25 protein-coding genes, 1 pseudogene and 1 riboswitch are annotated in these 25213 nt (G+C 35.6%); of the genes and pseudogenes, 10 read left to right on the top strand and 16 right to left on the bottom strand.

The window, feature by feature from the left end:
* The 3 genes from rbsK to CWO92_RS07400 form a co-directional block, all read right to left on the bottom strand.
* The gene (gene rbsK, locus CWO92_RS07410; protein WP_101353582.1) at positions 1–879 is read right to left on the bottom strand and encodes a ribokinase; all 879 of its coding nucleotides are present in this window, start codon (positions 877–879) and stop codon (positions 1–3) included.
* Positions 872–1861 carry a LacI family DNA-binding transcriptional regulator gene (locus CWO92_RS07405; protein WP_101353581.1) on the bottom strand — a complete coding sequence of 330 codons (990 nt, stop codon included), beginning with the start codon at positions 1859–1861 and terminating at the stop codon, positions 872–874. The genes rbsK and CWO92_RS07405 overlap by 8 nt, the downstream gene beginning before the upstream one ends.
* Positions 1862–2028: 167 nt before the next feature.
* Positions 2029–2946: an MBL fold metallo-hydrolase gene (locus CWO92_RS07400; protein ID WP_101353580.1), complete on the bottom strand. Its 918-nt coding sequence runs from the start codon at positions 2944–2946 to the stop codon at positions 2029–2031.
* Positions 2947–3134: 188 nt separating this feature from the next.
* Positions 3135–3236: riboswitch (purine riboswitch) on the top strand.
* A 76-nt stretch (positions 3237–3312) separates the two neighbouring features.
* On the opposite strand from CWO92_RS07400, the gene CWO92_RS07395 reads away from it, so the two are divergent.
* Both CWO92_RS07395 and CWO92_RS07390 read left to right on the top strand, forming a co-directional pair.
* The gene (locus CWO92_RS07395; protein ID WP_101353579.1) at positions 3313–3888 is read left to right on the top strand and encodes a xanthine phosphoribosyltransferase; all 576 of its coding nucleotides are present in this window, start codon (positions 3313–3315) and stop codon (positions 3886–3888) included.
* Positions 3889–3901: 13 nt separating this feature from the next.
* Positions 3902–5218, top strand: a complete 1317-nt coding sequence (locus CWO92_RS07390) for a nucleobase:cation symporter-2 family protein (protein WP_101353578.1) — start codon at positions 3902–3904, stop codon at positions 5216–5218.
* Positions 5219–5257: 39 nt separating this feature from the next.
* Here CWO92_RS07390 and CWO92_RS07385 read toward each other — a convergent pair whose 3' ends face one another.
* The gene (locus CWO92_RS07385; protein WP_235851573.1) at positions 5258–6823 is read right to left on the bottom strand and encodes a glycosyltransferase family 2 protein; all 1566 of its coding nucleotides are present in this window, start codon (positions 6821–6823) and stop codon (positions 5258–5260) included.
* Positions 6824–6952: 129 nt separating this feature from the next.
* Here CWO92_RS07385 and CWO92_RS07380 point away from each other — a divergent pair, with 129 nt between their 5' ends.
* A complete protein-coding gene (locus CWO92_RS07380; RefSeq protein ID WP_101353577.1) occupies positions 6953–7147 on the top strand; it encodes a hypothetical protein in 195 nt (64 codons plus the stop codon).
* A gap of 10 nt (positions 7148–7157) precedes the next feature.
* Here CWO92_RS07380 and CWO92_RS07375 read toward each other — a convergent pair whose 3' ends face one another.
* Positions 7158–7553, bottom strand: coding sequence for a GNAT family N-acetyltransferase (locus CWO92_RS07375; RefSeq protein WP_437177519.1), 396 nt, complete (start codon positions 7551–7553; stop codon positions 7158–7160).
* 164 nt (positions 7554–7717) lie between these two features.
* Entirely contained in the window at positions 7718–8110 is a 393-nt protein-coding gene (locus CWO92_RS07370) for a C40 family peptidase (RefSeq protein ID WP_165786629.1), read from the bottom strand.
* 253 nt (positions 8111–8363) lie between these two features.
* Here CWO92_RS07370 and CWO92_RS07365 point away from each other — a divergent pair, with 253 nt between their 5' ends.
* A complete protein-coding gene (locus CWO92_RS07365; protein ID WP_101353575.1) occupies positions 8364–9305 on the top strand; it encodes an RNA polymerase sigma factor in 942 nt (313 codons plus the stop codon).
* Between the two features lie 47 nt (positions 9306–9352).
* On the opposite strand, the gene CWO92_RS07360 is transcribed toward CWO92_RS07365, so the two are convergent.
* The 3 genes from CWO92_RS07360 to CWO92_RS07350 form a co-directional block, all read right to left on the bottom strand.
* Complete coding sequence (locus tag CWO92_RS07360; RefSeq protein ID WP_101353574.1) at positions 9353–10057, bottom strand: type 1 glutamine amidotransferase; 705 nt, start codon at positions 10055–10057, stop codon at positions 9353–9355.
* A gap of 127 nt (positions 10058–10184) precedes the next feature.
* Complete coding sequence (locus CWO92_RS07355; protein ID WP_101353573.1) at positions 10185–10760, bottom strand: GNAT family N-acetyltransferase; 576 nt, start codon at positions 10758–10760, stop codon at positions 10185–10187.
* A 99-nt stretch (positions 10761–10859) separates the two neighbouring features.
* Positions 10860–11342 (bottom strand): hypothetical protein, encoded by a 483-nt coding sequence (locus tag CWO92_RS07350; RefSeq protein ID WP_101353572.1) that lies wholly within the window; start codon positions 11340–11342, stop codon positions 10860–10862.
* A 124-nt stretch (positions 11343–11466) separates the two neighbouring features.
* Between CWO92_RS07350 and CWO92_RS07345 the strand changes: the two genes are divergently transcribed.
* Positions 11467–12723, top strand: a complete 1257-nt coding sequence (locus CWO92_RS07345) for an MFS transporter (protein ID WP_101353571.1) — start codon at positions 11467–11469, stop codon at positions 12721–12723.
* A gap of 1074 nt (positions 12724–13797) precedes the next feature.
* Here the strand turns inward: CWO92_RS07345 and CWO92_RS07340 are convergent.
* Both CWO92_RS07340 and CWO92_RS07335 read right to left on the bottom strand, forming a co-directional pair.
* On the bottom strand, positions 13798–14019 hold the full coding sequence (locus CWO92_RS07340; protein ID WP_101353570.1) for a cysteine-rich CWC family protein: 222 nt from the start codon (positions 14017–14019) through the stop codon (positions 13798–13800).
* Between the two features lie 97 nt (positions 14020–14116).
* Positions 14117–15340, bottom strand: coding sequence for an MFS transporter (locus CWO92_RS07335; protein WP_101353569.1), 1224 nt, complete (start codon positions 15338–15340; stop codon positions 14117–14119).
* A 358-nt stretch (positions 15341–15698) separates the two neighbouring features.
* Here CWO92_RS07335 and rlmD point away from each other — a divergent pair, with 358 nt between their 5' ends.
* Positions 15699–17099 (top strand): 23S rRNA (uracil(1939)-C(5))-methyltransferase RlmD, encoded by a 1401-nt coding sequence (rlmD, locus tag CWO92_RS07330; RefSeq protein WP_101353568.1) that lies wholly within the window; start codon positions 15699–15701, stop codon positions 17097–17099.
* A gap of 268 nt (positions 17100–17367) precedes the next feature.
* Here rlmD and CWO92_RS07325 read toward each other — a convergent pair whose 3' ends face one another.
* On the bottom strand, positions 17368–17862 hold the full coding sequence (locus CWO92_RS07325; protein WP_233269803.1) for a GNAT family N-acetyltransferase: 495 nt from the start codon (positions 17860–17862) through the stop codon (positions 17368–17370).
* 173 nt (positions 17863–18035) lie between these two features.
* Between CWO92_RS07325 and CWO92_RS07320 the strand changes: the two genes are divergently transcribed.
* Positions 18036–18257, top strand: a complete 222-nt coding sequence (locus CWO92_RS07320) for a hypothetical protein (RefSeq protein ID WP_101353566.1) — start codon at positions 18036–18038, stop codon at positions 18255–18257.
* Between the two features lie 291 nt (positions 18258–18548).
* Here CWO92_RS07320 and CWO92_RS07315 read toward each other — a convergent pair whose 3' ends face one another.
* The 3 genes from CWO92_RS07315 to CWO92_RS07305 form a co-directional block, all read right to left on the bottom strand.
* The gene (locus CWO92_RS07315; protein WP_101353565.1) at positions 18549–19034 is read right to left on the bottom strand and encodes an endolytic transglycosylase MltG; all 486 of its coding nucleotides are present in this window, start codon (positions 19032–19034) and stop codon (positions 18549–18551) included.
* Complete coding sequence (locus CWO92_RS07310) at positions 19024–19404, bottom strand: hypothetical protein (RefSeq protein ID WP_101353564.1); 381 nt, start codon at positions 19402–19404, stop codon at positions 19024–19026. Before CWO92_RS07310 ends, CWO92_RS07315 begins: the two co-directional genes overlap by 11 nt.
* Positions 19405–19827: 423 nt before the next feature.
* A complete protein-coding gene (locus tag CWO92_RS07305) occupies positions 19828–21009 on the bottom strand; it encodes an LL-diaminopimelate aminotransferase (RefSeq protein WP_101353563.1) in 1182 nt (393 codons plus the stop codon).
* 719 nt (positions 21010–21728) lie between these two features.
* Here CWO92_RS07305 and CWO92_RS07300 point away from each other — a divergent pair.
* From CWO92_RS07300 to CWO92_RS07290, 3 genes and pseudogenes are all read left to right on the top strand, one after another.
* Entirely contained in the window at positions 21729–23099 is a 1371-nt protein-coding gene (locus CWO92_RS07300; RefSeq protein ID WP_101353562.1) for an aldehyde dehydrogenase, read from the top strand.
* Between the two features lie 137 nt (positions 23100–23236).
* Positions 23237–24360 (top strand): annotated as a pseudogene (locus CWO92_RS07295) (DUF2515 family protein).
* Positions 24281–24730, top strand: coding sequence for a CBO0543 family protein (locus CWO92_RS07290; RefSeq protein ID WP_235851572.1), 450 nt, complete (start codon positions 24281–24283; stop codon positions 24728–24730). Before CWO92_RS07295 ends, CWO92_RS07290 begins: the two are co-directional and overlap by 80 nt.
* Here the strand turns inward: CWO92_RS07290 and CWO92_RS07285 are convergent, their stop codons facing one another.
* On the bottom strand, positions 24731–25195 hold the full coding sequence (locus CWO92_RS07285) for a GNAT family N-acetyltransferase (protein ID WP_158175849.1): 465 nt from the start codon (positions 25193–25195) through the stop codon (positions 24731–24733).
* Positions 25196–25213 lie beyond the last annotated feature (18 nt).

The following is a 25213-nucleotide window of genomic DNA, read 5'->3' as shown; positions in this document are numbered from 1 at the left end:
TTATAAGTTCCTTTCTACTTCGCTTCTAGTCGGCATCCCGCCCTGTGCGCCAAACTTCATCACGGAAAGGGATGCTGCTCGATTAGCAAACTGAAGACTATTCTCTATACTCTTTCCTTCAGATAATGCGACAGCAAATGCTGCATTAAAAGTATCTCCAGCACCCGTGGTATCCACCGCTTCTACATTATAGGAAGGTACCAATACTTCTACTTCCCCGTTGAAATAGCGAACACCATTTCTTCCTTCTGTAATCAAAAGCTTGTTCGGATATTTTCTAAGTGCCTCTTCCTTTGTCATATCTTCAAATAAAATACTCGTTTCGTGTTCATTCGGAGTTAGATAAGCAGCTTTTTCTATGACATTTTCACTAATTACCCTAGCAGGTGCAGGATTTAATATTAAAGGAACTTGGAAAAAATCACATAATTCCGCGACATGTTCAACGGTTTCTTCTGGTATCTCCTGTTGAATTAAGACGATATCGGCGGTTTGTATGACGCTTTTTGCTTTATTAATAAAGTCAGGCGTTATATAATCATTTGCCCCTTTTACAACGATAATACTATTGTCGCCTTCCGCAAGAACGATATGGGCTGTCCCGGTTTCTGAATGTGTAACCGGTTCCACAAAATCGATACATACATTATTGTTCCTGAAATTATCTAGTATTGTATTCCCGTAATTGTCTTTTCCAACACAACCAATCATATAAACTTCTGCACCTAATCTTGCGGCAGCAACCGCTTGATTAGCTCCTTTTCCTCCCGGCACTGTTTTAAATGAATCACCGATAATGGTTTCCCCTGCATTTGGCCGTTTCGACGCGGAAACGACCAAATCAATGGATGAACTTCCAATCACAACTATCTTAGACATGCCCCTCACCCTTTCTAGTCGTACTTCTTTCTATAAACATAACAGGCAATTGCACGCTTTTTTCCTTCATTTGGTTATTTTTCATTAACTTCATTAATAATTTTGCCGCTTCAGTGCCCATTTCATAAGCAGGCTGCCGTATGGTTGATAATGGTGGAAATAACAAACTGCTATGCGGAATATCATCAAATCCGATAATTTGTAAGTCATGAGGAATGGATTTTTCCAATCGCAATGCTTCATGCAAAACAGCTGTTGCAACAATATCGTTGCTTGCAATAACCCCGTCAGTATCGCCATATTTTTTAAATAGCTCTTTTGCCCATTTTTCTGCTTCTTCAAAAGAAAACGAAGATGTCGACATCACATAGAAATCAACCTCTGAAGCACTTAATACTTCAAGAGAACCTTGGAATCTGTCCTGTGCTGTTTGGATATGAGATGGTCCTTTTATTAAAGTAATTCGTTTGCTTCCTCTTTGGATCATTTCCATGGCAGCTATTCGACCGCCTTCTTTTCCATCCGCGTAAACAGAAGGAAGACTTGAGGAAGTCCGATCAAGAAAAACAACTGGGATTGACAAATCCTGATAGGTTGTTTTACTTAATTGATTGGTCATGGATATCATTCCGATTACATTATTTTGCTGAAAGGTTTGAATATAATCCTTCTCTTTTTCAGGATTTTCATCGGTATTTCCAAAAATCAAGCGGAAATCATGCAATCGCAATTCATCCTCGACTCCCCTTGCTAACAAAGGGAAAAATGGGTTCGTTATATCAGGAAGCAAAAGTCCAATTAATTTTGACTTTCTTTTGTATAGGGATCGTGCCACTTCATTCGGGCTATAGTTTAGTTTTTCTATTGCAGCAGTTACTGATTTTTTCGTATCTTCATGTACGTAACCGGTTTCATTCAACACCCGTGAAACCGTCGCCACGGATACTCCAGCTGCTTTTGCTACGTCACGTATTGTCGTCAGTTTCCATCACCTCTTATATGTAACCGATTACATAACTAGAATAGCACAGTCCCTTCGCTATGACAATCCCTAAAGAAGAAAAATATTTCAAAGGGAATCAGCGGTACTTGAGCGTAACCGATTCGATTCCCCGTATTCCTCCTTGAAATTAAAAACAATCTCAGAGCTTAAACAAACACCGTTTCCCCTAGCTTTAAAATAACTAAAGAAGACTTTTCTATTTTCTGCTTTTCCCATGCTTCCGTTAAACGATCTATTGCCTCTTTCGGAGTATCGTCTGCCAATCGGAAAGCTCCGTAATGCATTGGTATAAACCTCTTCGCACGCACATCTAGAAATACCTGAACTGCTTGTTCTGGATTTATATGCTGAGAGGACATAAACCATTCTGGTTCATATGCTCCAATTGGAATTAATGCGTAATCAATAGTGAATCTTTCGCCAATTTCTTTAAACCCGTCAAAATAGCCGCTATCTCCAGCGAAATAAATGGTCTTACCGTCTATTTCCAATACCCAGCCACCCCAATGGGAAGTATTTGTATCCGTTAGCGTTCTCTTTGTCCAATGCCTAGAAGGTACAAATGTTATGGAAACATTTTTTATGGAGATGGAATCCCACCAGTTAAATTCTTTGACATGCTTAAATTTTTTTCTTTCTAATAATCTCCCAAGTCCAATAGGAGCCAAAAATACTGGGCTTCCTTTTAGTTTCCTTAAGGAAGGTATATCCAAGTGATCATAGTGACTATGAGAAATAAGCACAATATCTATTTCAGGCATTTGATTGGGAGTTAAACCTGGCTCAGATAATCTTACTTCCAACCCCATTCTCTTTGCCCACACAATATCGGTAACGATATTTAAACCATTCATTTGTATAAGAAAGGATGAGTGTCCAATCCATGTGATAGTAACATCTTTCCTGTTCTTTTGCAGATAATCAATTTTTTTCGCTGATTCTTGCGGTACGATAAAAGATAGATCCTTTACTTTCCTTCGACGTTCCCTTTGCCATTGCATCAATTTTTTAAAGGAATTAACATTTCTTTCCCCGTTTGGATTCGTATATCTTATTCGCGCCATATTAGATATCCTCCTCGAAATCTGCCTTTATCCCTTATTATAAGTATTATCATAACATTGACTAAAATCAATCATATAGCGTTTACATTTATTCTGAATTTCCTAATATTAATGTCAGATTTTTATAGAAAATTCGTTTTCCTCAAAAAAACTCTTTTCAAAATGAGGAATTTATCTTATACTAATCAAAAAACACGAATAATTCATCTCGTATAATAGCAGAGATATGGTCTGCAAGTTTCTACCAACTCACCGTAAATGGGTTGACTACGAGTGAAAGTTTATTTGACGTGGTACAGACCCCGTAGAAAGCTTTTCACTTGTAAAAGTTTCTATGGGGTCTTTTCATTTTATCGGAGGTGCAGCATGCAAAGACTAAAAGACAAAATTACTTCAGAAGGTCGTGTCATATCAGACGGAGTATTGAAAGTTGATTCTTTTCTTAATCATCAAATAGATCCAGCTTTGACATTTGATATGGGAAAAGAGTTTGCTTCTTATTTTAAAAACAAGAATGTGACAAAAGTGTTGACTCTGGAATCATCCGGCATTCCTCCCGCTCTAACTACTGCGATGGAATTAAAGGTTCCAATGGTGTTTGCAAAAAAACAAAAGCCTATGACCATGAAAGGTGATGTTTGGGTAGAAAGAGTCTATTCTTTTACCAAACAAATAGAAAATGAGATTCATATTGGTAAATCTTTTCTTTCACCTAATGATAGAGTGTTAATCATTGATGATTTTTTAGCGCATGGTGAGGCTGCTCTTGGTCTAGCTTCAATTGTCAAACAGGCAGGTGCTGTTGTTGTGGGGATTGGGATTGTGATTGAAAAAGCCTTTCAAGAAGGCGGAGGGAAGCTTCGAGATGCTGGCTTCGATGTTCTATCACTGGCAAGAATCAAAAGCCTTACCAATCATACGGTTGAATTCATAGAAGAATAAAGGAGAGATTCACGTGAAGAAGAAATTGGGTTTTTGGAAATATGGAGCTCTGGGCTTTCAGCATGTACTTGCAATGTATGCCGGTGCTGTAGTAGTCCCATTATTAGTTGGTCCAGCAATTGGAATGACAGCAGAACAATTAACATATTTAATTTCCATTGACTTGTTCTGTTGTGGTATTGCGTCTCTCCTTCAAGTTGTTGGTGGAAAATATTTCGGCATTAAACTGCCGATATTATTAGGATGTGCCTTTCAAGCAGTTGGTCCGATGATTGCCATTGGAAAAACTTCTGGTATTCCTGCTATCTATGGAGCCATTATCGTTTCTGGTATTGTCGTGTTTATATTAGCGCAATTCATGGATAAAATTGTTAAGTTCTTCCCTCCTGTTGTCACAGGGTCTGTCGTTACTATAATAGGTGCTTCTTTGATAAGTGCCGCTTTTGGTGATATTACAGGAACAGCTGGTACTCCGGGATATGCAAGCGGAACAAATCTTTTATTAGCAACTATTACATTTGTATCAATCGTTATTATGAATAGATTTTTCAAAGGCTATTTAAAAATGATTGCTGTTCTGCTTTCTTTAATCCTTGGTACAGTGGTTGCATCCTTTATGGGTCTTGTTGATTATTCTGTTGTTGGGAAAGCATCATGGTTCCATATGGTACACCCTTTCCGTTTCGGTGCACCAACATTCCACCTTTCTGCCATCTTAAGTATGGTCTTAGTAGGAATTGTTAGTATGATAGAATCAACTGGTGTGTTTTTCGCACTTGGTGATATTGTAGGGAAGAAAATTGAAGGGAAAGAAATCAAACTTGGACTTCGTTCAGAAGGTCTTGCACAAGTAATCGGTGGTATTTTTCAAGCATTCCCGTATACAACCTATTCCCAAAATGTTGGTTTAGTCGCTTTAACGGGAGTAAAATCTCGTAAAGTTGTATTTTCAGCATGTGTGATCATTATGGCCCTTGGACTTTTACCTAAAGTAGCAGCACTTACGACCATTATACCGAATCCGGTATTGGGCGGCGCAATGATTCCAATGTTTGGTATGGTCGTCGCTTCTGGTGTACGTCAATTAGCACAAGTAGATTTTAACCGAATTGAAAACATGTTCATTATCGCGTCCTCGATTTCAATTGGTGTAGGTGTATCCATTGCACCAGACGTGATTTCCAAGCTTCCTGAATCCATTCGTATGATTCTAGGCAGCGGAATCGTTTCCGGCAGTATCGTAGCGATTGTATTAAACCTTTTATTCAATGGATTGAAAGTACAAGAAAAGAAAGAATCGAAGCAAGAGGAAGCACAATTGGCAAGTTAAATTTATTAGGCACACAGAAAGTTGTGTGCCTTTTTTATTTTAGTTCGTTTCCTTTACTATTTTTAACCCTACATTGGAATAGACCGTTTGATAAAATATATATTCCCTATTTTGAAAGGTCTCCTTATATGTACGGGTATCTAATTTCCTAATATTCACTTTTCTATAATCATTAAAACGTAAGAATATAGAGTAATTTGAGGGTGGAAAATGCTCTAATAACTCCAAATCCAATCGAAATTTACCATTCCCCTCCTTATCCACTGTGATAGGTTGGACATACTCCAAAAGCGCATTCTTTGAGTTTCTAATGATAACTTCATTTATAGAATGAACATAGGAGCCATATACCTTAAAATGAAGGATATATTTATCCTCTAAAATACACTCTTCTTTTAGTTCGGCGTACAATGAAGTTGGGATAAATCTTAATGGTTCGTCAAGAAATGGAGCGACCATATATGGAAGTTCATTTTTGATAATAATTTCTTTTACCTTTTCTCTTTTATTCCATTCAAGCAGCTTTACAAAATCCTTATACCTCTTTTTCTTGAATAATTCATATAAAACGCCATTAATCGGTTCTATGAAATTGTCGGAGAACTCATAGTTAAGGGAACTTGTGGTTTTTAATACTATTTTAAAAAGATAATAATAAATAAATTTTAACTTTGTTCTTTGAAAATGCGGCGTGTTAAAAAATCTTGAAATCGAATCAAATTCATACAACCGGTTTAATATTACTTTTTCATGAGCTACATCTAACTTTTTACTTTTCACATGCCGAATTACTTTTAAATTACACCTGGTTTTTTGAATAATATTCGTTTGATTCGTTAACCGTAAACTATTATCGTCTTTACGATTCAAATAATAGATGGTTGCCGTTGTAGTGGAGATAGTTTTACAAAATGTCAATACATCAATAAAAAACTGCTTATCTTCTGCAAATTTCATTTTCGGAAAAGATATCTGATATTTTTTTAATAAATCTGTTCTGCACATTCTAGCCCTAGGACCTAGATGTTGAAAAATGTTAGGGATTGAATAGGGTGATACACTTCGTCTTTCCTTATATGATTCATGCTCTCCAACAATCTTGCTCCCATTTGACTGTATCTCAATGGTTTTCCCAACGACATAATCGTCCCCTGTTTCTTCTAAAATCTTTACAAGTGTTTCTAGTCCATGGGGCTCTAACCAATCATCCGCATCTAAAAAGCAAATATATTTTGAAATGGCTAATTGAATCCCAATGTTTCTTGGGTGCCCTGGTGTACCAGTATTGTACTTTAATAAGACAATCTTAATGGTTGGATACTTGTTAGAATAATCTAGAAGTATTTTTCTAGAAGCATCCTTAGATCCATCATCAATTAAAATATATTCAATATTTTCCATTCCCATTGTCTGCGAAATAACGGATTCTATTGTTTTTCTCAAGAACTTTTCCGCATTATAAACAGGGGTGATAACCGTTACTTTAGGTTGCGTGAGTTGATTCTTTTGTTTATTTTCTACAATATGATATTCATCATGGTTCTTTTTCCATAATCCCCTTTTAAAATTAATCGAGTATTCCGAATTTACCATAAATTCTTTCACATCATCTTTCCTCTACTGTATTCAAAATTAATACTGAACTAAAAAGAGGAAAAATATTCATATATGTAAAAGAATTTAAGACATAAAGAGAAAAATATTTAATCTTATTCTTACGTTAGGAGGGAAAATATGAAATTAGATTATAAAAAGAAAAAAATCCAAATGAAATATAAAGATCAGTTTCAGAATAAGCAAACGAAAAGACATTTAAAAGAAATATTAATGATGGTCGGCTTATTGTTCATTTTGCTGTTATTATACATTTTATTCAAAGATAAATTGTTTCAACCGCAATCGCCAGTACGAATCATACGGAAGGTTTAATTCAAAGAAACTATCCCCTAATCCTTTTTAGATATTTGCTATGACTATCCGTTTCTCCAATTTTATCAAATCGAGTATTTTGATAAAATTGGTTTAGTTTTGTGTTATGTGCCATATAGTCTAATTTTAAGTATATTTTGTCCGTTTGAATATTTTCATGTATCCATTGAAACATGTTCTTTCCGATACCTCTTCCTATGTATCGCGGAGTAATAGCCAATCTATGTAAGTATAATGAATCTGCGACATCTTCAACTCCAAAGATATGAATATCCCATTCACTTTGTATTGGAGACAGCGTAAACGCACCTATAAGATGATCACCTTCTAATATCATATAAGTAAATTGATTAGAAATAGCTTGTTTTATTTCTTCATCATCGCACCTTCTAATAGGTACTGCCATTGATCAATATCATTGTCTTTCATCCATTAAGCTATTTTCTTTTAGTAAAGTAATAATTTGATACGAATCTGTATCGGTTGCTAATCTAACAGTTAATCCTTCCGGTAAATCATATTCATTTAGCTTCTATCCCTTCTTAAAAAGATTAATATGTCTAAATTTATTTAAAGAATACGCCTTGCCATTACAAATTTTGAGATCCATTTCTTATCGATTTCTGTTATTGTGACTCTATTTTCCGGACGGTACGTATGCAGCATTCTCCCTTTTCCAATATATAGAGCAACATGTCCGATTTTTGAAATACCATTTTTATGCTTGCGGTCCTTGGTCGTAAAAAAAAGCAAGTCCCCTTTTCTTATTTGTTTGAGTGAAACTCGTCTGCCAGCCATAGATTGTTGGCGAGAGTTTCTTGGGAGGATAATCCCGTGAACCATAAAAATATATTGGATAAAGGAACTGCAATCAAACATATCTGTACGAAAAGGGGGGGCATTAAATATATACGGAACTCCGATAAACTTATATCCTGTATTAATGATTCTTTCTGCTTTCATTTTCATCATCTCACACTATGTTTTTTCTTATTACATTCTGAAGTGACGGTGAGTGATTGTACAAGTTCCCATGCGAAAGCACCTTTCGAAATATTTCCACGTTATTAATTCTTTATAAAAAAGTAAATACTTTAAAATGTACTAATAAATGCATTTTTATAATTTTTTTTAAAATATCCAGTTATTCAAAGTATAATGATAGTACTTTCATTCGTTATACATAGGAAATTATTTATAAGGAGGTTGTTCTTTTTTGACAGATGATACTATAAACAAATGGAATGAAACTTCGCGTGAATTGCGACAACAATTGGATAGTGTGATTGCTGAGTTCGGTGCGGGTTTATGGAACTATTGCCGTTATCTTACTGGTTCTCCTTGGGACGGAGAGGATCTTTACCAAGAAACAATGCTTAAAGTACTAGGTGGATTATTTCAACGGTGGCATCCTACAAATCTAAAATCCTATTTATACCGTATTGCTACAAACACTTGGATGGATCACTGTCGGCGAGAGAAACGAAATGTCGGAGAATTATTAGAGGAAAACATACCATCTGAGGAATTCGCAGACAGTCTTGATCTGGAAGAAGCCTTAAAAGTTCTTTTTCAGCTCTTTTCACCAAGACAAACAGCCGTTTTTTTGTTAATGGAAGTTTTTCGGTTTCAAGCACATGAAATTGCAAGCATGGTAAAAACGACTCCTGGTGCGGTATATGCAACCATTAGGAGAATGAAAATCAAATTAAGAAATCAGCCAATTGAAAACATTCCTACTGACATTAAGAATCAAGATACAGAGCATCATGAAATAATTCAGGCATATTTACAAGCACTTTCTGATGGAGATGTAGAAGATGTGCTTGCTTTGATAAGCGATCAAGCACATTACGAAGCTTCTCTTGGCTTTATCGAAGTTTCAAAGGATGAAATTAGGAATGGGTCTATGCTGCATGGTTTACCTGGCTATAAAGCTAAACAATTCATGTTATGGGGTAAACCGGTTATTGTGGTGTTTGCAGATTCCAATGAAGGAGAAGTTGTTCACGATATTCAGTACCAAGAAATAGAAAATAATAAAATTGTATATCACAGAAGTTACTTTTTCCGAAAAGAATTTATCATAGCCGCATCCAAAGAACTTGGATTGAAGCCACAACTAATGAAAGAACCATCCATACACTGGGACAATTAATCAAAAGAAACAGTGTGAATTCTTGGAGGAATTCACACTGTTGCGATTTAGCATCTCAGAATCGCAGTTTCTATATTTTGTAGAATGGTAAATAACAATGTTTTAGCTTTATCTAAATAAGATGGCTTATTTACCCAGTCACTTGGGCTTTGGCAGTATGCACCTTCGAGCATTTGACTGTCTGCAACTTCTTTATATTCATGGATCATGTCGTTTGTAAATTCCGGATGAAATTGTATCCCAATTACTCTGTCTCCATAAGAGAATGCCTGGTTCATGCAACCGCTACTAGTAGCAAGTCGTACTGCCCCTTCGGGAAGATCGAAAGTATCGCCATGATGCTCAAACACAACAAATTCATTCGGAACCCCTGTTAATAATGGCGAAGATAATGCCTCGTCCGTTAATGTGAGCGGCCACCAACCGATTTCTTGATGTGAATGAGGATAGACCTTTGCGCCAAGTACATTGGCCAGCAATTGCACCCCTAAGCATATGCCGAAAACCCATTTATTCGCATCGATACACTCGCGAATAAAGTTTTTCTCCGTCTTTAACCATGAAAACTCCTCTTCATCATACGACCCCATTTTTCCACCAAGTATAATCAATAAATCAAAGCTATCCAATGGAGGAAGTTCCCCGTACTCATACATTTTGGTACATGCTAACGGATAATTTCTATCCTCTATCCATTCTTTTATATAGCCTAAGGTTACTGCAGAATCATTTTGTATGTAATGAATTCGCATGTGCTTCTCCCCTTTTGTTCATCAAATCATTCTATTCTCCATTTTATATTAAATAATGCAGGTTAAAAACTTAAATTTGAACGTTTCATTTTAAAAAAAATACACCCTTCATCAGGGTGTCATTCTGTCATAGATTATCTAGTATATTTTTATTGTCTGCTGCATCATCAAATGTCAAAACCTCTTTTGCGGGATCATAGGATTCCCCGTAAAACTGTTTATCTTTATAAGTATGAATCAAATCATATGTTTTTTTCATGGCGTCAAAAATATCTTTTTCTGATTCACCATTTGGGGACCAATAAAGAATTTCCATTTCATTAATTTCATTCGTCGCAAGTGATCTTCTTTTATATCCAATAGACTGTGCATGCTCGAAACCTTCTCGTTTATAAAATCTCAGTCTCTTTGCCGTGTCGCTGTCTTCATAATTAATTGGCTCTACTTCTAAAATGATGGGCTTGCCTTTTTGTTTCATTTTTTCGATTAACTTATGACCTAATCCTTGGCCACGTGCATCGTTGGAAACAAACAGATAATCAATAAAGAGAAAATTTTCAAGTTCTGCATACATTAAAACATGATTGAGGCCTTCGTCTTTATGATAAATGTCTGAACGTTCTTCCAAAAGTGTTTCCATATGTTCTCTGGATTTCATTTCTTCAATAGGAAAGTATTGATTCAGCTTCTCATACCAATGCATTATCATAACTCCTTACCTTTTAGAATCCTTCTAATGAAAGTATGTGTTTAATATTTTCATTCATGCAGAAGTTAGGAAATTGAAAAATTGTCCACATTACTATAATGTTTGAAGAGTTTGTACAGTAAAATGAATCATTTCCACTAAATCGTCCATCATATCCTCTGTAATGAGCCTTGAAAAACTTATAATGATTTCTTCCTTTACACCGTTTATGGAAGAGTGCATTTTTCTTTCTTCATAAATATGTTCTGGACCCCAGTGTTCTTTAATCTTATTCATATACGTTTTGCTGCTTCCATCCCATGTAAATGAAATATGTACAAATGCACCTACTTGCTTTTGATCCCCATTTTGTAAAAGTTCTGCAGCCAATTGGTTTAAATTTGCTTCTAATGTTAATTTTGCCATAATAGTGGAAGAATGTTTTAAACAAAAAGTTAGTTCGTATTGTCTAGAAAGAGTAGCTAAATCGACGATGTCTTTTCTGTCAACCACTCTGATTTGTCCTTCTAAATCTAAATCATAGGCGCTTCCTTCTATAACTACCTTCATATTTTCGTAAGCAGTAGGATCAAACATATATAGTCCTCCCTTTCCCTATTAGTTTATCCAAAAAATACTTAGATTACTTTGACAACTCTACATGGACATCTTATTATATATACTTATGAGATGAAAATAATAGAGTTAGAAGGTAAAAGTTTTGGAAGGACAGAGATTAAGGAAGGCACAGCGAAATCTATATACCTTTCTTGTTAGCAAAATGTTGACATCACTTGGGTTTGGTGTTTTTAACTTTGGTATCAGCCTGTATATTTTATCTGCGACTGGATCTGCATTAAGCTTTGCGACTAATATTATGTTTAATGTATTGCCGCGTGCATTGGCAGCACCGCTTGCCGGTTATGTTGCAGATCGATTTCCCAAAAAACGAATCGTTGTTTTGAGTATGACGGGAATAACATTATCAGTAGCTGCTTTAATTGTTTATACGATTGTTTTTGGTATGTCCGTCCCTGCTGTTTACACGATCACCGCGATTTTTTCGATTATAGGCGCATTTAATGGTGTTGCGTTTTCCAGTTCCATTCCGAATTTAGTTGGAAAAGAACGATTGCAGAAGGCATTATCCTATAATCAAGTATCCTACTCTATAGGTGGAATAGGCGGGCCTGCAATTGGCGGAATGATGTTCGGTTTTGTTTCGATAAAGGTTTTCTTATTCTCGATGATGATCGCTTATTTTATTTCCCTTTGTTTAGAAGCGACCATGGATTTCAGCTTATTTGAAGTGACAGTGAAAAAGAAAAAAGAGTCGGTTTCCCAAAGTATGAAAGAAGGATTGCAATATTTGCGCACAAAGCCGCTTGTCCAAACTTTATTAATGACAACGCTTTGGATTAACTTCTTCTCCGCGGCCGTTAGCGTAGGACTTGTATTTGTGCTGGTTCAAAAGCTCTCCATTCCATCTTCACAAGTCGGTTTTATTGAAGGAGCAGGCGCAATTGGAATGTTGTTGGCTTCAATTTACTTATCTGTTCACAATGAATTGAAAAATCCGTTAGCCTTTGTGAAGCGCTCCGCATTCAGCATGAGCGGAATAGTAGCCTGCATCACTGTACCATTATTTTTAGGATTCAACGGTAACCACACCTTTATTTTTTATATGGCAATCATGTTTTTATTTTCCGCACTGAGTGTTGGTACAATTACACCAATGGGAGTTGTTATTCAACGTTCCATCGAGGATGAATACCGCGGACGAGTATTTGGTATTATCGAGACACTTTCTGTAGGAATGGGTCCAATTGGGTCCCTTATTTTTGGTGCCTTATTCGATGCAGTCGATGCGAAAGTAATATTCCTTTGCGCAGGGTTGATTTTATTGGCGCTTATCACATGGTTGTTGAGATGGAGCAAAATTGAAATCTCAGAAAAATTAGTAGGTGTTTCCAAATGAATTGCCTTATAAGTTATTGTTATTGAATTTTTTTGTAAAGTCCCTTGATTTTGGTCAAGGGCTTATTAAATTCGTTTAATAATATCCATAAAACTTGCTATTTGAAGGGGGTTCATTTTTTTGCGATTCTTTAGTAAGATGCGCTTTACTTTTAAGTTTGTCTTAGTGGCCAATTGGAAACTTTTAAAAGACAATTGCCTTTCTTTTTTTAGTTGAATTGTCCTTTTGGGGCCTTTTAAAGGACAGGTGCCTTTCTTTTTTTAGCTCAACTGTCCTTTTGAAGCTTTGTAAAGGACAATTGCCTTTCCTTTTGTAGCTGTAATGTCCTTTTGATACCTTTTAAAGGACAATTGCCTTCCTTTTTTTAGTTGAATTGTCCTTTTGGAACCTTTTAAAGGACAGTTACCTTTCTTTTTTTAGCTCAACTGTCCTTTTGAAGCTTTGTAAAGGACAATTGCCTTTCCTTTTGTAACTGTATTGTCCTTTTGAGGCCTTTTTAAGGACAATTGCCTTTCTTTTTTTAGCTGAATTGTCCTTTTAAAGCTTTGTAAAGGACAATTGCCTTTCCTTTTGTAGCTGTATTGTCTTTTTGAAGCTTTGTAAAGGAAATTGCCTTCCTTTTTTAGCTGTATTGTCTTTTTGGAACCTTTTAAAGGACAATTGTCTTCCCTTTTTTAGCTGTATTGTCCTTTTGATACCTTTTAAAGGACAGCTGCTTTTCTTTTTTTAGTTAAATTGTCCTTTTGATACCTTTTAAAGGACAATTGCCTTCCTTTTTTTAGTTGTATTGTCCTTTTGGAACCTTTTAAAGGACAGTTACCTTTCTTTTTTTAGCTCAACTGTCCTTTTGAAGCTTTGTAAAGGACAATTGCCTTCCTTTTTTAGTTGAATTGTCCTTTTGATACCTTTTAAAGGACAGTTGCTTTTCTTTTTTAGCGGTACTGTCATTTTGGAACCTTGTAAAGGGCAATAACCTTTCACTTTTTAAGATGGATTGTCCTTTTGAAAGTTTATAAAGATCAAATATCTTTCCTGATATACACGTTCATGCCTTTTAACAAACTGCAATGTAGCTCAGGACTTGTTTTCCCCCATCATCTTAAACTTCTCCAAACAATTTTTACAAATACAAGTTTTCCTCCATTTTTCTTGAGGAACAAGATCGAATATTTCATTGGGGAAGACTTCTGCGGTACACCAGCATTCTTTGGAGGTTGAGTTTCTTGAATTGTAGCATTGATTGCTGTTACCACATAACGGGCATGTTTCTATCTCTTTAAGGATATCTTTGTTCATTTTGGGACACCCCTTAAACTACAATTGATATTTCCATTATACTAATCAATAAAAAAATATAACCCCCCTTTGCATGCAAAGGGAGGCTAGCAGAAAATTAAACGGCTTCAGAAACAATACTACTTAACTTTTCATTTTGATTCGATTTGCCTTTGTTAAGACTGAGCATTACGATGAAAGATAAGCAATAAAGTGCGGCAAGATAGCTCATTGCTACAGACATACTTGCATGTTGTAAAATATATCCTACTAAAATGGGAGAGAATCCGCCTAATGCCCTTCCAAAGTTGAAAATAGTGTTTGTAGCTGTACTGCGAATATCAACATCGTAATATTTGCTTATAAGCGCTCCATATCCTGCAAACATTCCATTGGAAAAGAAACCAACAATCGCTCCGCCAATTAAGATACCCGCACTGCCTGTTGCGAAAGAATACAAGAAAACGGCAGCTGCGGAAGCTAGTAGAAAGATTCCGTAAGATAGCTTTAATCCGATTCGATCTATAATCTGTCCGAAAGTGAGCATTCCTGCGATCATTCCAACTGCTGTACTAATCGTCCAAAGTGCGGAGCTAGAAATTGATAGTCCTTGGGATTTTTGCAGCATGGAAGGAAGCCAAATCATTAGACCGTTATAACCTGCAATTTGCACCGTAGCCATAATGGCTAAAGCTATGGTTGTAAAAGCTGTGCGAGGGGAATGAAATAATTGAATCAATTTCCCTTGTTTTTCAGTCGCTTTCTTTTGTTTTTGAGATGCTACCCATTCAGGTGATTCTTGTAAATTCTTTCTTACGATGAAGGCAAATATAACAGGAATGATTCCGACAAAGAACAACGCTCTCCATCCAAACATTGGAAGGATCATAGCGCTTATAAGTGCAGCAAGAATAACACCAAACTGAGCACCGATACTAACATAGGAAGAAGCTCTTCCCTGTTTGCTCTTAGGCCACGCTTCTGCAACTAGAGCCATCCCAATTCCATATTCTCCACCTGCACCTAAACCTGCAATAAATCGAAACACATACACTAGCTCAATATTTGTAGCTACTCCGGTTAAAGCTGTACCTATGGCGAACAAAAAGATTGTATAGGTGAAAACCTTAACCCTGCCAAACTTATCCGCGAGAATACCAAATATTGTTCCGCCTACTAACATACCAATATTGGTAATAGAAGAAATAAGTCCACCTGTTGCTAAACTGATGTGAAAATTAGCGACGATTAAAGACATAGCAAAAGAGATGAACATAATATCCATGCCCTCTAAAGTTAATCCTGCAACTGATGCTACTACTGTTTTATTGCGATAATTCATTTTTCGGTTCTCCTTTCAAGCCTCACTGGACTTTCTTTAAAAGAGTCTATTTGATATAAAAATAAATGCCCTTCTATCCATGAGGACAAAAGGGCATAACATACTTATACAAAAAATTCAGTTGCCACCCTTTTTGGCCTCTCTGGACCAGATTAAAGGAAATATATTTGTACTTTATCATAGCATGATAGATTCACACTTTCAATATTTTATTTTGTAAAAACTACTATGAATGAATTATTTCCAAATAGTTTTGGATTCGTTATAATAAGTAAGTATGTATCTAGAATAGTGAACATTTGGAGTTGAACGTAAGGCTTTTACAGATATAGATAGTAAATTAGAGGAGGAACGATTATTGACTATTACTAATGAAAAAACATTCGTTGCGGATATAAGTAATTTAGATGAAAAAGGTTCAGGACAAGCAGTGGTATGGCGGGAAAATGAGCTCGGAAATCCTAAGAAACTAAAGCTTACTATCCCGCAAACACTGCCTGGTGAAAAAGTTCGAGTAACCGTCGACCAGCCGGAAAGAAAAAGAAGAAAGGCAATGCCGGATGAAATCTTGGAAGCTCATCCTGAACGATTAGAACCAGCTTGTCCTCATTTTGACCTTTGCGGAGGCTGTGTATGGCAGCACTGGCAATACGAAGGCCAGCTAAAGCAAAAAACCAATCATGTTAAGCATGCAATTGAAGCACAAGGATTTGATCCTGAATTCGTTCGAGATACGATAGGGATGGACGAACCATGGAGATACCGCAATAAAATGGAATTCACCTTTGCGCCAGACGGTTCCTTAGGCTTGCATGAACAAGGTAATTTCAGAAAGATTATCTCCCTTGAAACATGTCTGATTGCAGGAAAAGAAATGGTCGAAGCTGCGATGGAAATAGCAGACTGGGTAAATGTCCATCAATTAAGAGGCTACGATAAAGACGCTCATGAAGGGTTACTCCGCCATTTAATGGTACGTCAGTCTTTTGCTACTGGTGAAATGATGCTTGCCCTCTTCTCTACAGAAGCACCAGCAGGACTTCTGGAAGAAGCGGTTCAAGATTTGAAGGCAAGAATCGAGCAAAAGTTCCCTCAAGTGAAAAGCTTATTATGGCTAGAAAACACGGATTGGGCGGATCGTACACAATCAGAAAAAAGTCATGTGTTAGCTGGCAGAGATTTTATCTATGATGAAATGGCTGGATACCGCTATCGACTTTGGTTCGATACATTCTTCCAAACCAATCCTACGCAAGCGCAAAAATTAGTAGAAATTGCCCTAGAAATGGGGCAACCGAAAAATACAGAAAAAATGATTGATTTATTCTGCGGAGTTGGTACGTTTTCTCTGCCATTCGCTAGTCGAGTATCTGCACTTGCAGGGATCGAAATTGTGGAAACTTCGATCGAATCTGCGAAGCGAAATGCTCAAGATAATGGAATCACAAACACTTACTTTTTAGCAAAAGATGCAAGAAAAGGAATTGATCAAGTTCTTGAAAGCTTTGGTCATCCTGAACTTTTAATGCTTGACCCACCTCGTTCCGGCGCTGGCGGTAAAGTAATGCGAAAAATCGGTCGTTCTAAACCAGAACGAATTGTATATGTATCTTGTAATCCAGATACATTTGCAACGGATATTAAGGAATTAGAACCATTTGGTTATAAGCTTGAAGCGGTACAACCTGTTGACTTATTTCCTCATACAGTGCATGTAGAATGTGTAGCTTTGCTTACAAGAACCCAGAATAACGAATAGGCATGTTGGTAACCCCCTAAATATACAGGGGGTTGTTTTTTTGAAAAAATTTACTGCATCATCTTCAGATTAAAGCATTATACAGCAGAATTAAAGGTGATGAAACCTACCGTGCATATCAATCATGCATGTGCCAGTGTTTAGGTGAAAAATAGTAGCTTGTAAATAACAATAATAAAAAACAAATAGCAACTTAAATAAATGACTGAAGGCGCATTTCCATTTTAAATGCGCCAACTAAAGAAAAAACAACATTTATCTCATAATATCAAAGTAGCTTATCATAGCAAAAAAACGGATGGGTCTTTCCATGATAAGGCATTTCCCCGACTTTTTTATATCCATTCTTTTCAAACAATTTTTGTGCCTTTTTATTTAAGGAATATGTATCAATCCTCATATAGGGAACTTCATTATCAATAGCGTATTGTTCAGCATATTTAATTAGTTTCGTAGCCTCCCCTTTTCCTCGTGAACGCGGGCTTACAACGAGGCGATGAAATACAAAAGCGTTGTCAGCTTTACGCCAGGGTATTGGTTCATATTCAGAAGGCTGATTTTGATCAACTGTGATCGATCCAATCACTTCACCAGCTTCCTCCAGAACATATAACGAACCATTTTCAACGTCCATTTCAAAATTAGAGGCTGTAGGATATACATCACTCCATTGATCATTATTCTCTTCCTTCATAATTTCAACTGTATCCTGCACCATCTTCATAATGGCAGGAATATCTTCTATTTGCCCTTTACGAATCATCTTTATCATCCTATTCCTGTTATTTTTTCTATATTAGTATACTAACATTTTTTGTTCAACGATGAAATTTATGGAGCCCTCCATAATCCCGGTCTAAATGTTGTTTGCATACAATATTTTAAAAATATGTAGTAAATTTATTCATCTATAATCATAAAGGAGCGAACAAAAAGATGGTGGTAGTTCATTTCTTTGATCACAAAACGGTTGTTTTAAGTCAGCTTCGAGAAAATATACCTGTCATTGATGAAAATATTAAAATTAAAGGACGAAAAGGAAAAGTGTTAAATGTAAAAGAAGTGGATGATAAAGAAATCCATGTTCAAGTTTTATTTGATCAAGTCCTTAAAAGCCAACCAATTGCGAAGGATAATAGCAAGAAGAAAAAACGCTAGGGCTCAATATAATGAAACGAAGAGTAATTGGCTCATTCTTCCACTGTTGCTCTAAATAGAATAAAATTTCAGTTTGGTCATGTAGAAGCATCCGTATGAACTAAAATTTTCCTTTAAGGATTTGTCCATACCTCCTAATTGTCTCTCGTTGAAAAAGTAGCCAAAATGCAAAAACATGTTCTCAATCAAAAGTATTCGTTCATTTCATTAGATTATCAGATTTATTGATAAAATAGTAGATTAAGACAAAAAAACACTTTCAACAAAGAGAAAGTGTTTTTTTGTCTTAACTTATTTAAATATTGCGGCGATGAGTTCATCGTTTGACATGTTGCTATCCACTGAATATGATCCAGGACGCAAATGATTTTCAACACCTTTTTTCTCTACAATTTTGGAGAATTTGAAGGCATCTTTAATTAATTTCGCTTTTACAAGTTGTTTCCCAACATCAATACTAGTCATCCCTTTTGTTACAGTAACAACTGATCGATATACCACTTTGGGTTGCGAATCATCAGCGGAAGTATTTTGCTTTGATTTAGATTTAGCATCTGCCATATTTTTATCATACTCTGCTTTTGTTTGAACAACATAACCAGCAGATGCAAGTTTACTTTTCATTTCCTCTTCCGTCGGTTGGTTAGTAGCTTTTGTTTGCACCGCTTCCTTTTTTGCTGGTGCCGCTTCACTTTTACCAGAAAAGTAAACTGCTCCGCTTATACTTGTAGCTATAAATAAACCTGCCGCAAAGCTGCCCAATAAATTAAATTTCATTTGCAACCTTACCTCCTTCATCCTTTAATTCAAGGTAAGAAGCAAGTATTTGTCTAATTTCATTTTCTGACACTTGTTTTTGTGCTGCAATACTTTCAATAGAATATTTACGTTTATGTAAGTCTAGTACTTCACGCATAAATGCTCTATTCTCCGAAGAAAGTGGAATTCCCGCTTCCTTCATTATAATTTCTATATCGAACTCAAGATTCCTAATAGCATCCTGCATATTGTTGATATCGTCCATCACGGATAAATGAACCATATCAATTCCTTTTTGCTCTGCTTTTGAAGCTCGACGAGTCATTATAATGGAGATGATGAGTAGCAAAGCTGACACTATAAACAAAATGGCTAAAGTCCATTCCATCAAAAATGTCCTCCTTCTTTTGAATAGATCGTACCAATTTCTTATTATACACGTGAAATAGAATTTTTTCGATGTAAAATATGAAAATCTATCAAAAGTCGCACGAATTCTACAAAATGACCCTTTGTTACCACAGTTCTCCATTCACTATTTGGCAATTGATATTATAATGAAAAACGTTTTTCAAATTTATGATTATTTTACTGTCAAAAATGACCAGCTTTTCTATGTTCCTGTTATTCATGCCCACATGAGGATTATGCATAATATTTAATAAAGAAGTCCCTACGAATCTACAAAGATTTTTAGCTTACACTATCAATTTATCAAGTCATTTCACAAACACCTTTATAAAAGAGCACTTATTCAAAGAGAGATTGGCGACCGAAATGATGGAATAATCTCCCTTCAATCTGAAACGGATTAAATCGTAGAAATAGATGAAAATAAATTACTTTCTTTCAGCTTTGAAACAGCTTTTACTAACACATCCTCTTTTTGGACCAGACCAATTCTTACGTACCCTTCCCCTTCACTGCCAAATGCATTTCCAGGAATTACAACAATCCCTGCTTCATCAATTAATTTGTATGTAAACTCTTTTGACGTATAGGAGGCAGGTATCTTTGCCCATATAAACATGGAAGCCTTAGGGACATCAATCTTCCAGCCTAATTCTCCTAAACCATTAATTAATATATCTCTGCGCTTTTTATATACTGCTCTTAAATGCTCACTGAATTCAGAGGTACCTCGCAAGGCGGAAATAGCCGCTTTCTGAATAGGAGTAAACACACCAAAATCAACATTCGATTGAAATTGCTTCAAGGCATTAATAATGATGGAGTTACCCATAACGTAGGCTATTCTACAACCTGCCATATTAAAGCTTTTGGAAAAAGAATTGAATTCAACACCAACATCCTTTGCTCCTTCTACAGAAAGAAAACTAATCGGTTTTTCCTCATAATAAAGTTCAGAATAAGCAAAATCATGCATAACAACTATATTATATTTCTTCGCAAATGCTACAACTTTTTGATAAAATTCTCTCGTTGCAAGAGCAGGCACAGGATTACCAGGAAAATTTAGTATCATCATTTTTGCTTGCCTGCAAATATCTTCAGGAATCTGCTCCAAATCAGGTAAAAATTGATTTTCAGCCTTTAAAGGCATCGGATAAGGAGTGGCATCTGCCATCGAAATTCCGACTTCATAAGCAGTATATCCCGGATTTGGTACAAGCACTATATCTCCCGGATTCGTTAAAATCATTGGCAAATGCACTAACCCATCTTGTGATCCCTTAAGTATTAAAACTTCCTTTTCAGATTGAATATCTACTTGATATTGTCGTTTGTAATAATAACTTATTGCTTCATGGAGTTCCTCCGACCCTGTCATAGCATAACCGTATTCTAACGGATTGGAAGCTTGTTTCGTTAATTCCTCCATGACATAATCAGGAGGTGGAAGATCTGGACTTCCCACACTTAAGTCGATTACTTCCATCCCCTCTTTTATTTTTTGCTTTTTATAAGCTCCAAGTTCATTAAAAATCGAAGTTTGAAAGGCTGCCATTTTTCTAGATAGTGTAATATTCATCATCGTTCACCTCAAAATATCCTTTTTTAAAAAAGTAATACAATTATATCAACATTTAAAATTTGATGTAAAATATATTTTAAAAAGGATATCCATTTAATGGACTATATTTTGTCTTATATTTTTTGAGAAACTTATTTCTGTCTGTTATACCTTTCTTAGAAATTGATAAAATTGAAGGTGATTTCATTCCGATTGTTTCTATTTTGGAGGATGATCGGTGTAGGGGAAATATACCAATTAACAGATCTAAACACCTTTAAAGAAGTTTATCGTACTCCTTTAAAATACCGCGCAGGATTGGATAACCAAAAACAAAGCTTTGTCCCACAGAAGTTTTGTTTTGGGAAAACAGTTTAATTGCATTTGAATTTTATGCATTAACTAATGACTTTCAGTGAATAATATCATATAAAAATGTAATTCCAGTAACAATAAAGTTATTAATTTTGTAGTTTCAATAGGATTCCACCAGTTTCTTTTTTCTAGCTTCCTTTTTCCCTCCCCTTTCGGAAATGGGTGAGAGTAGAAAAAAGATATGGAAAATTTTAACTTTAATATGATTATACATAAACTTAACTGGATCTTCATAAATCTAACAGTTCATACCCAGAATTTTAAAGATATTAGCCCTGCTTTGGTAAAATGATAAGCATAAAAATGACCGAAAGAAACAGCTGAGAATTAACAAGTACTAGTATTTAATAGTGGAGGGTTCCATGGAAAATTACAGTTTACTAATAAAAAGACAACGTGCATATTTTCGCACCAACTGCACTAAGGATATTTCATTTCGTTTAGAGGCGCTCCAAAAGTTAAGAACTGCAATACGATCACATGAAAAAGCATTAATGAACGCACTTAAATCCGACTTAAATAAATCTGAATTTGATTCTTATTCAACAGAAATTGGAGTAGTACTAGAAGAAATCCGTTATACCATAAAACATCTTAAAGGTTGGAGCAAACCACAAAGAGTAAAAACACCTTTAACTCATATAGGATCTAGGAGCTTCATTTATCCGGAACCATATGGAGTTGCACTTATTATTGCTCCATGGAATTATCCATTTCAATTAGCGATCGCGCCATTAATTGGAGCTATTGCAGCTGGGAATTGTGCCATCATAAAGCCTTCTGAGTTAACGCCAAAAACATCCGAAATAATCGCTAAAATAATCAATGATATTTTTCCAGAAGAATATATCGCGGTTGTATTAGGAGGGATAGAGACAAGTACAGCACTTTTACAAGAGAAATCCGATTATATTTTTTTTACAGGCAGTGTAGCTGTCGGAAAAATCATAATGGAGGCTGCGGCAAAAAACTTAACACCTGTAACATTAGAGCTAGGAGGAAAAAGTCCCTGCATCGTGCATGAAGACGCCAAGCTAAAGCTTGCGGCAAAGCGTATTGCCTGGGGGAAGTTTATGAATGCAGGTCAAACGTGTATTGCACCTGATTATTTATATCTTCATAATCGGATTAAGAATGAGTTTTTATTTCATTTAAAAGAAGCTTTGAAGGAATTATATGGAGAAAAACCATTGCAAAATGAACACTTCACCCATATTGTTAGTGAAAAACATTTTAATAGATTAACTGGCTTTTTAAAAAATGGAACTATAATAATGGGCGGAAATATGGACCCAGATCATCTTAAACTAGAGCCTACTGTTATTAACAATATATCTTGGAATGACCCTATTATGCAGGATGAAATTTTCGGGCCGATTCTTCCAGTACTTGAATATAACCAACTGGATCAGATTTTAGAGGAAATCCAGAAACATCCAAAACCGCTATCCCTCTATCTTTTTACAGAAAATGAAACTGTAAAGAGTGATGTCCTACGGAATATTTCCTTTGGTGGCGGTTGCGTAAATGACACAGTCTATCATTTTGCCTCTCCCTATTTGCCCTTTGGTGGAGTTGGAAATAGCGGCATAGGCGCCTATCATGGAAAAGGCAGCTTCGATACCTTCTCTCACCAAAAAAGTATATTATATCAAACAACATTATTTGATATTCCTTTTCGCTATCCAAACGTAAAAAATGGTCTAAAAAAAATCAAGATGTTTTTAAAATAACAAGGCATTGCCTTGTTATTTATGTTTTCACACTATTTGACTGCAATAATAACATGAAATTGAATTTCATTAATAAAATGATAATAACCAGTTTCTCAATATTCGAAAGGATTGCAGAATGGGAGGTTAGAAACCCGATGCAGTTACAATTGCCAAAAAAGACTTTAATAAAAATTAAACAGGATTTAAAAAAAATAGGGAAACTATCCTCAGGGGAAGTAAAGCTGACGAGCAATCAAGCCTTGCTTATCCAAGATATACAAGAGAAAACATACAGCTTAAATAAGAATAATATAACGAGGACAAAAGCATATTTGGATTTTTACAATCAGCATCCTGAAATCCATTGGGCCTTTCTTGGACATATGGTTTCTCGTAATGGCGGCTGGAATATGACAGATTTAAAAGGCGGTCTGCTCTCACGATTATTGTCTCCAAAAGAAGCCGAATCTTTTTTTGCTTTTTTAGAGAGAGGGAATTGGTTAATTTTTCAGGATGTGTATCCGCAATTTTTGCTTTACCAAGAAAGTATAAAAAGAAACCAAAACTTATTTTATCTTTTAAGCCAATTTCATGTATCCGTTTTTATGGAAGTGATTTGGAGTTATTTTTGGGAATATCGTGATACGGAAATCCTTACGATTTCTCAAATTATTAATGAACAAAACTATTTGGAAATACGAATCTTGAGAAATCCGATTTATAAAAAAGCGATTTTTGGCTCCATTGAATATAAACTACAAGACATGCTTTCCATGAATCATATTTTATTTCCTTATATATATCAAGATAAGTTAGTCTTAGTGGGGCAAACTCTCCATCATTTCGAAAGCCTTCATGAGCGTATTTTATTAGGAAAGCGACTTTATTCCATTTTATTCGGAAATCAATCACGCTTAAAGATGATCGAAAACTGGGCAAACACAAATCCCCATACCGGTTCCAGAAAAGACTATTGGCCACAGATATTTAATGATGTGGACGAAGGATTTCCAGGAAGTATATGGAAACCAAAATTAAAATCATGCCAATTACTGCCTGGAGAACAAAAATATACAGTCCAAAATTAGAATTTGCCTGGAAGAATGTAAACCATTCACCTGCTGAAATAGAGGATTGGTATAATAACTGGAAAATTATTCACTACTTAATCGAAGAAAACGAAAAGGTTGAGGATAAAATTGAAGAAGATTATTGTAAGACACTTGAAAGACTGGAGCTTGCGGCAAACGCCAAAAAAGCCATCTCGCACTTCTATTAATGCCTTTCTAGCCACTATTCTGGTTACCGCACTTATTGGTACTTATCTAGATTTATACTTTGTCGGTAAAGGATTGTATGTTTTTCCAAAACGTCCATTCCCTGAAATTTTCCAACTTAACATCGCTTTTACTCTTGTAGGGCTCCCTATTCTAACCTGCTCGTTTCTTCTTATTCATAATCAATTAAAATCGTGGCAAAGAATATGGTTTATTTTGATCATCAGTTTATTCATGTCTTTATTCGAACGATTATCAGAAACATTTGGTTTTTTCATCCATCTCAACACATGGAAACATACTTATTCTTTTATTGGATATTTATGTTATTTAACTTTTATTGCCGCATTCCATCAAAGATGGAATCGCTAATCATCTAATTCTCTTTTCGTAATCCACTAGTGTGAGCAAATGATTCATTTTTTGCTCGCCAGTTAAGGTATAGCCTGCTTTTTCGTAAAAATGTCGATTTTTTTCGTTATCCTTCTGTGTTTTTAAGCTCCAATTTTTCACATTCGGAAACATCTCTTCAATCATCTTCATGATTTTCGATCCATATCCTTGATTTTGCCTATCTGGGTTTAAGCAAATTTGATTCACCACGAAATGATCGTCTGAAATTCTTCTAATATCAATAGAACCAGCAACTTTATCATGAATATAAATAGTGTAATGGTACGAAAAAATTATCCTTTGTAAGAAGGAGTTCATCGTTTCAGCTGCTGGATTTGTTTTATAATCACTATACCTTTCTAAATCGGATTGAAATGCTTGTTTTTGAATGGCATATAATTCCTGTGCTTCATTTATATTCGTCCTGGCGATTTTGATATCCATCTTATCCCCCCGCATTAT

It is taken from the genome of Heyndrickxia camelliae, from assembly GCF_002844575.1.
Classification (GTDB): domain Bacteria; phylum Bacillota; class Bacilli; order Bacillales; family Bacillaceae_C; genus Margalitia; species Margalitia camelliae.
The sequence above is the reverse complement of the archived record's forward strand: the minus strand, read 5'-3'. Positions and strand labels throughout refer to the sequence as shown.

Coding starts and splice junctions, on each gene's coding strand:
- CWO92_RS07355 (WP_101353573.1), bottom strand. CDS start 10,760: ATGCATTGGTATGAGAAGCTGAATCAATACTTTCCTATTGAAGAAATG.
- CWO92_RS07340 (WP_101353570.1), bottom strand. CDS start 14,019: ATGAACAAAGATATCCTTAAAGAGATAGAAACATGCCCGTTATGTGGT.
- CWO92_RS07380 (WP_101353577.1), top strand. CDS start 6,953: ATGAAATTAGATTATAAAAAGAAAAAAATCCAAATGAAATATAAAGAT.
- CWO92_RS07395 (WP_101353579.1), top strand. CDS start 3,313: ATGCAAAGACTAAAAGACAAAATTACTTCAGAAGGTCGTGTCATATCA.
- CWO92_RS07310 (WP_101353564.1), bottom strand. CDS start 19,404: ATGGAATGGACTTTAGCCATTTTGTTTATAGTGTCAGCTTTGCTACTC.
- CWO92_RS07320 (WP_101353566.1), top strand. CDS start 18,036: ATGGTGGTAGTTCATTTCTTTGATCACAAAACGGTTGTTTTAAGTCAG.
- CWO92_RS07285 (WP_158175849.1), bottom strand. CDS start 25,195: ATGGATATCAAAATCGCCAGGACGAATATAAATGAAGCACAGGAATTA.
- CWO92_RS07370 (WP_165786629.1), bottom strand. CDS start 8,110: ATGAAAGCAGAAAGAATCATTAATACAGGATATAAGTTTATCGGAGTT.
- CWO92_RS07335 (WP_101353569.1), bottom strand. CDS start 15,340: ATGAATTATCGCAATAAAACAGTAGTAGCATCAGTTGCAGGATTAACT.
- CWO92_RS07305 (WP_101353563.1), bottom strand. CDS start 21,009: ATGAATATTACACTATCTAGAAAAATGGCAGCCTTTCAAACTTCGATT.
- CWO92_RS07375 (WP_437177519.1), bottom strand. CDS start 7,553: ATGGCAGTACCTATTAGAAGGTGCGATGATGAAGAAATAAAACAAGCT.
- CWO92_RS07315 (WP_101353565.1), bottom strand. CDS start 19,034: ATGAAATTTAATTTATTGGGCAGCTTTGCGGCAGGTTTATTTATAGCT.
- CWO92_RS07350 (WP_101353572.1), bottom strand. CDS start 11,342: ATGTTTGATCCTACTGCTTACGAAAATATGAAGGTAGTTATAGAAGGA.
- CWO92_RS07300 (WP_101353562.1), top strand. CDS start 21,729: ATGGAAAATTACAGTTTACTAATAAAAAGACAACGTGCATATTTTCGC.
- CWO92_RS07360 (WP_101353574.1), bottom strand. CDS start 10,057: ATGCGAATTCATTACATACAAAATGATTCTGCAGTAACCTTAGGCTAT.
- CWO92_RS07325 (WP_233269803.1), bottom strand. CDS start 17,862: ATGATTCGTAAAGGGCAAATAGAAGATATTCCTGCCATTATGAAGATG.
- CWO92_RS07400 (WP_101353580.1), bottom strand. CDS start 2,946: ATGGCGCGAATAAGATATACGAATCCAAACGGGGAAAGAAATGTTAAT.
- rbsK (WP_101353582.1), bottom strand. CDS start 879: ATGTCTAAGATAGTTGTGATTGGAAGTTCATCCATTGATTTGGTCGTT.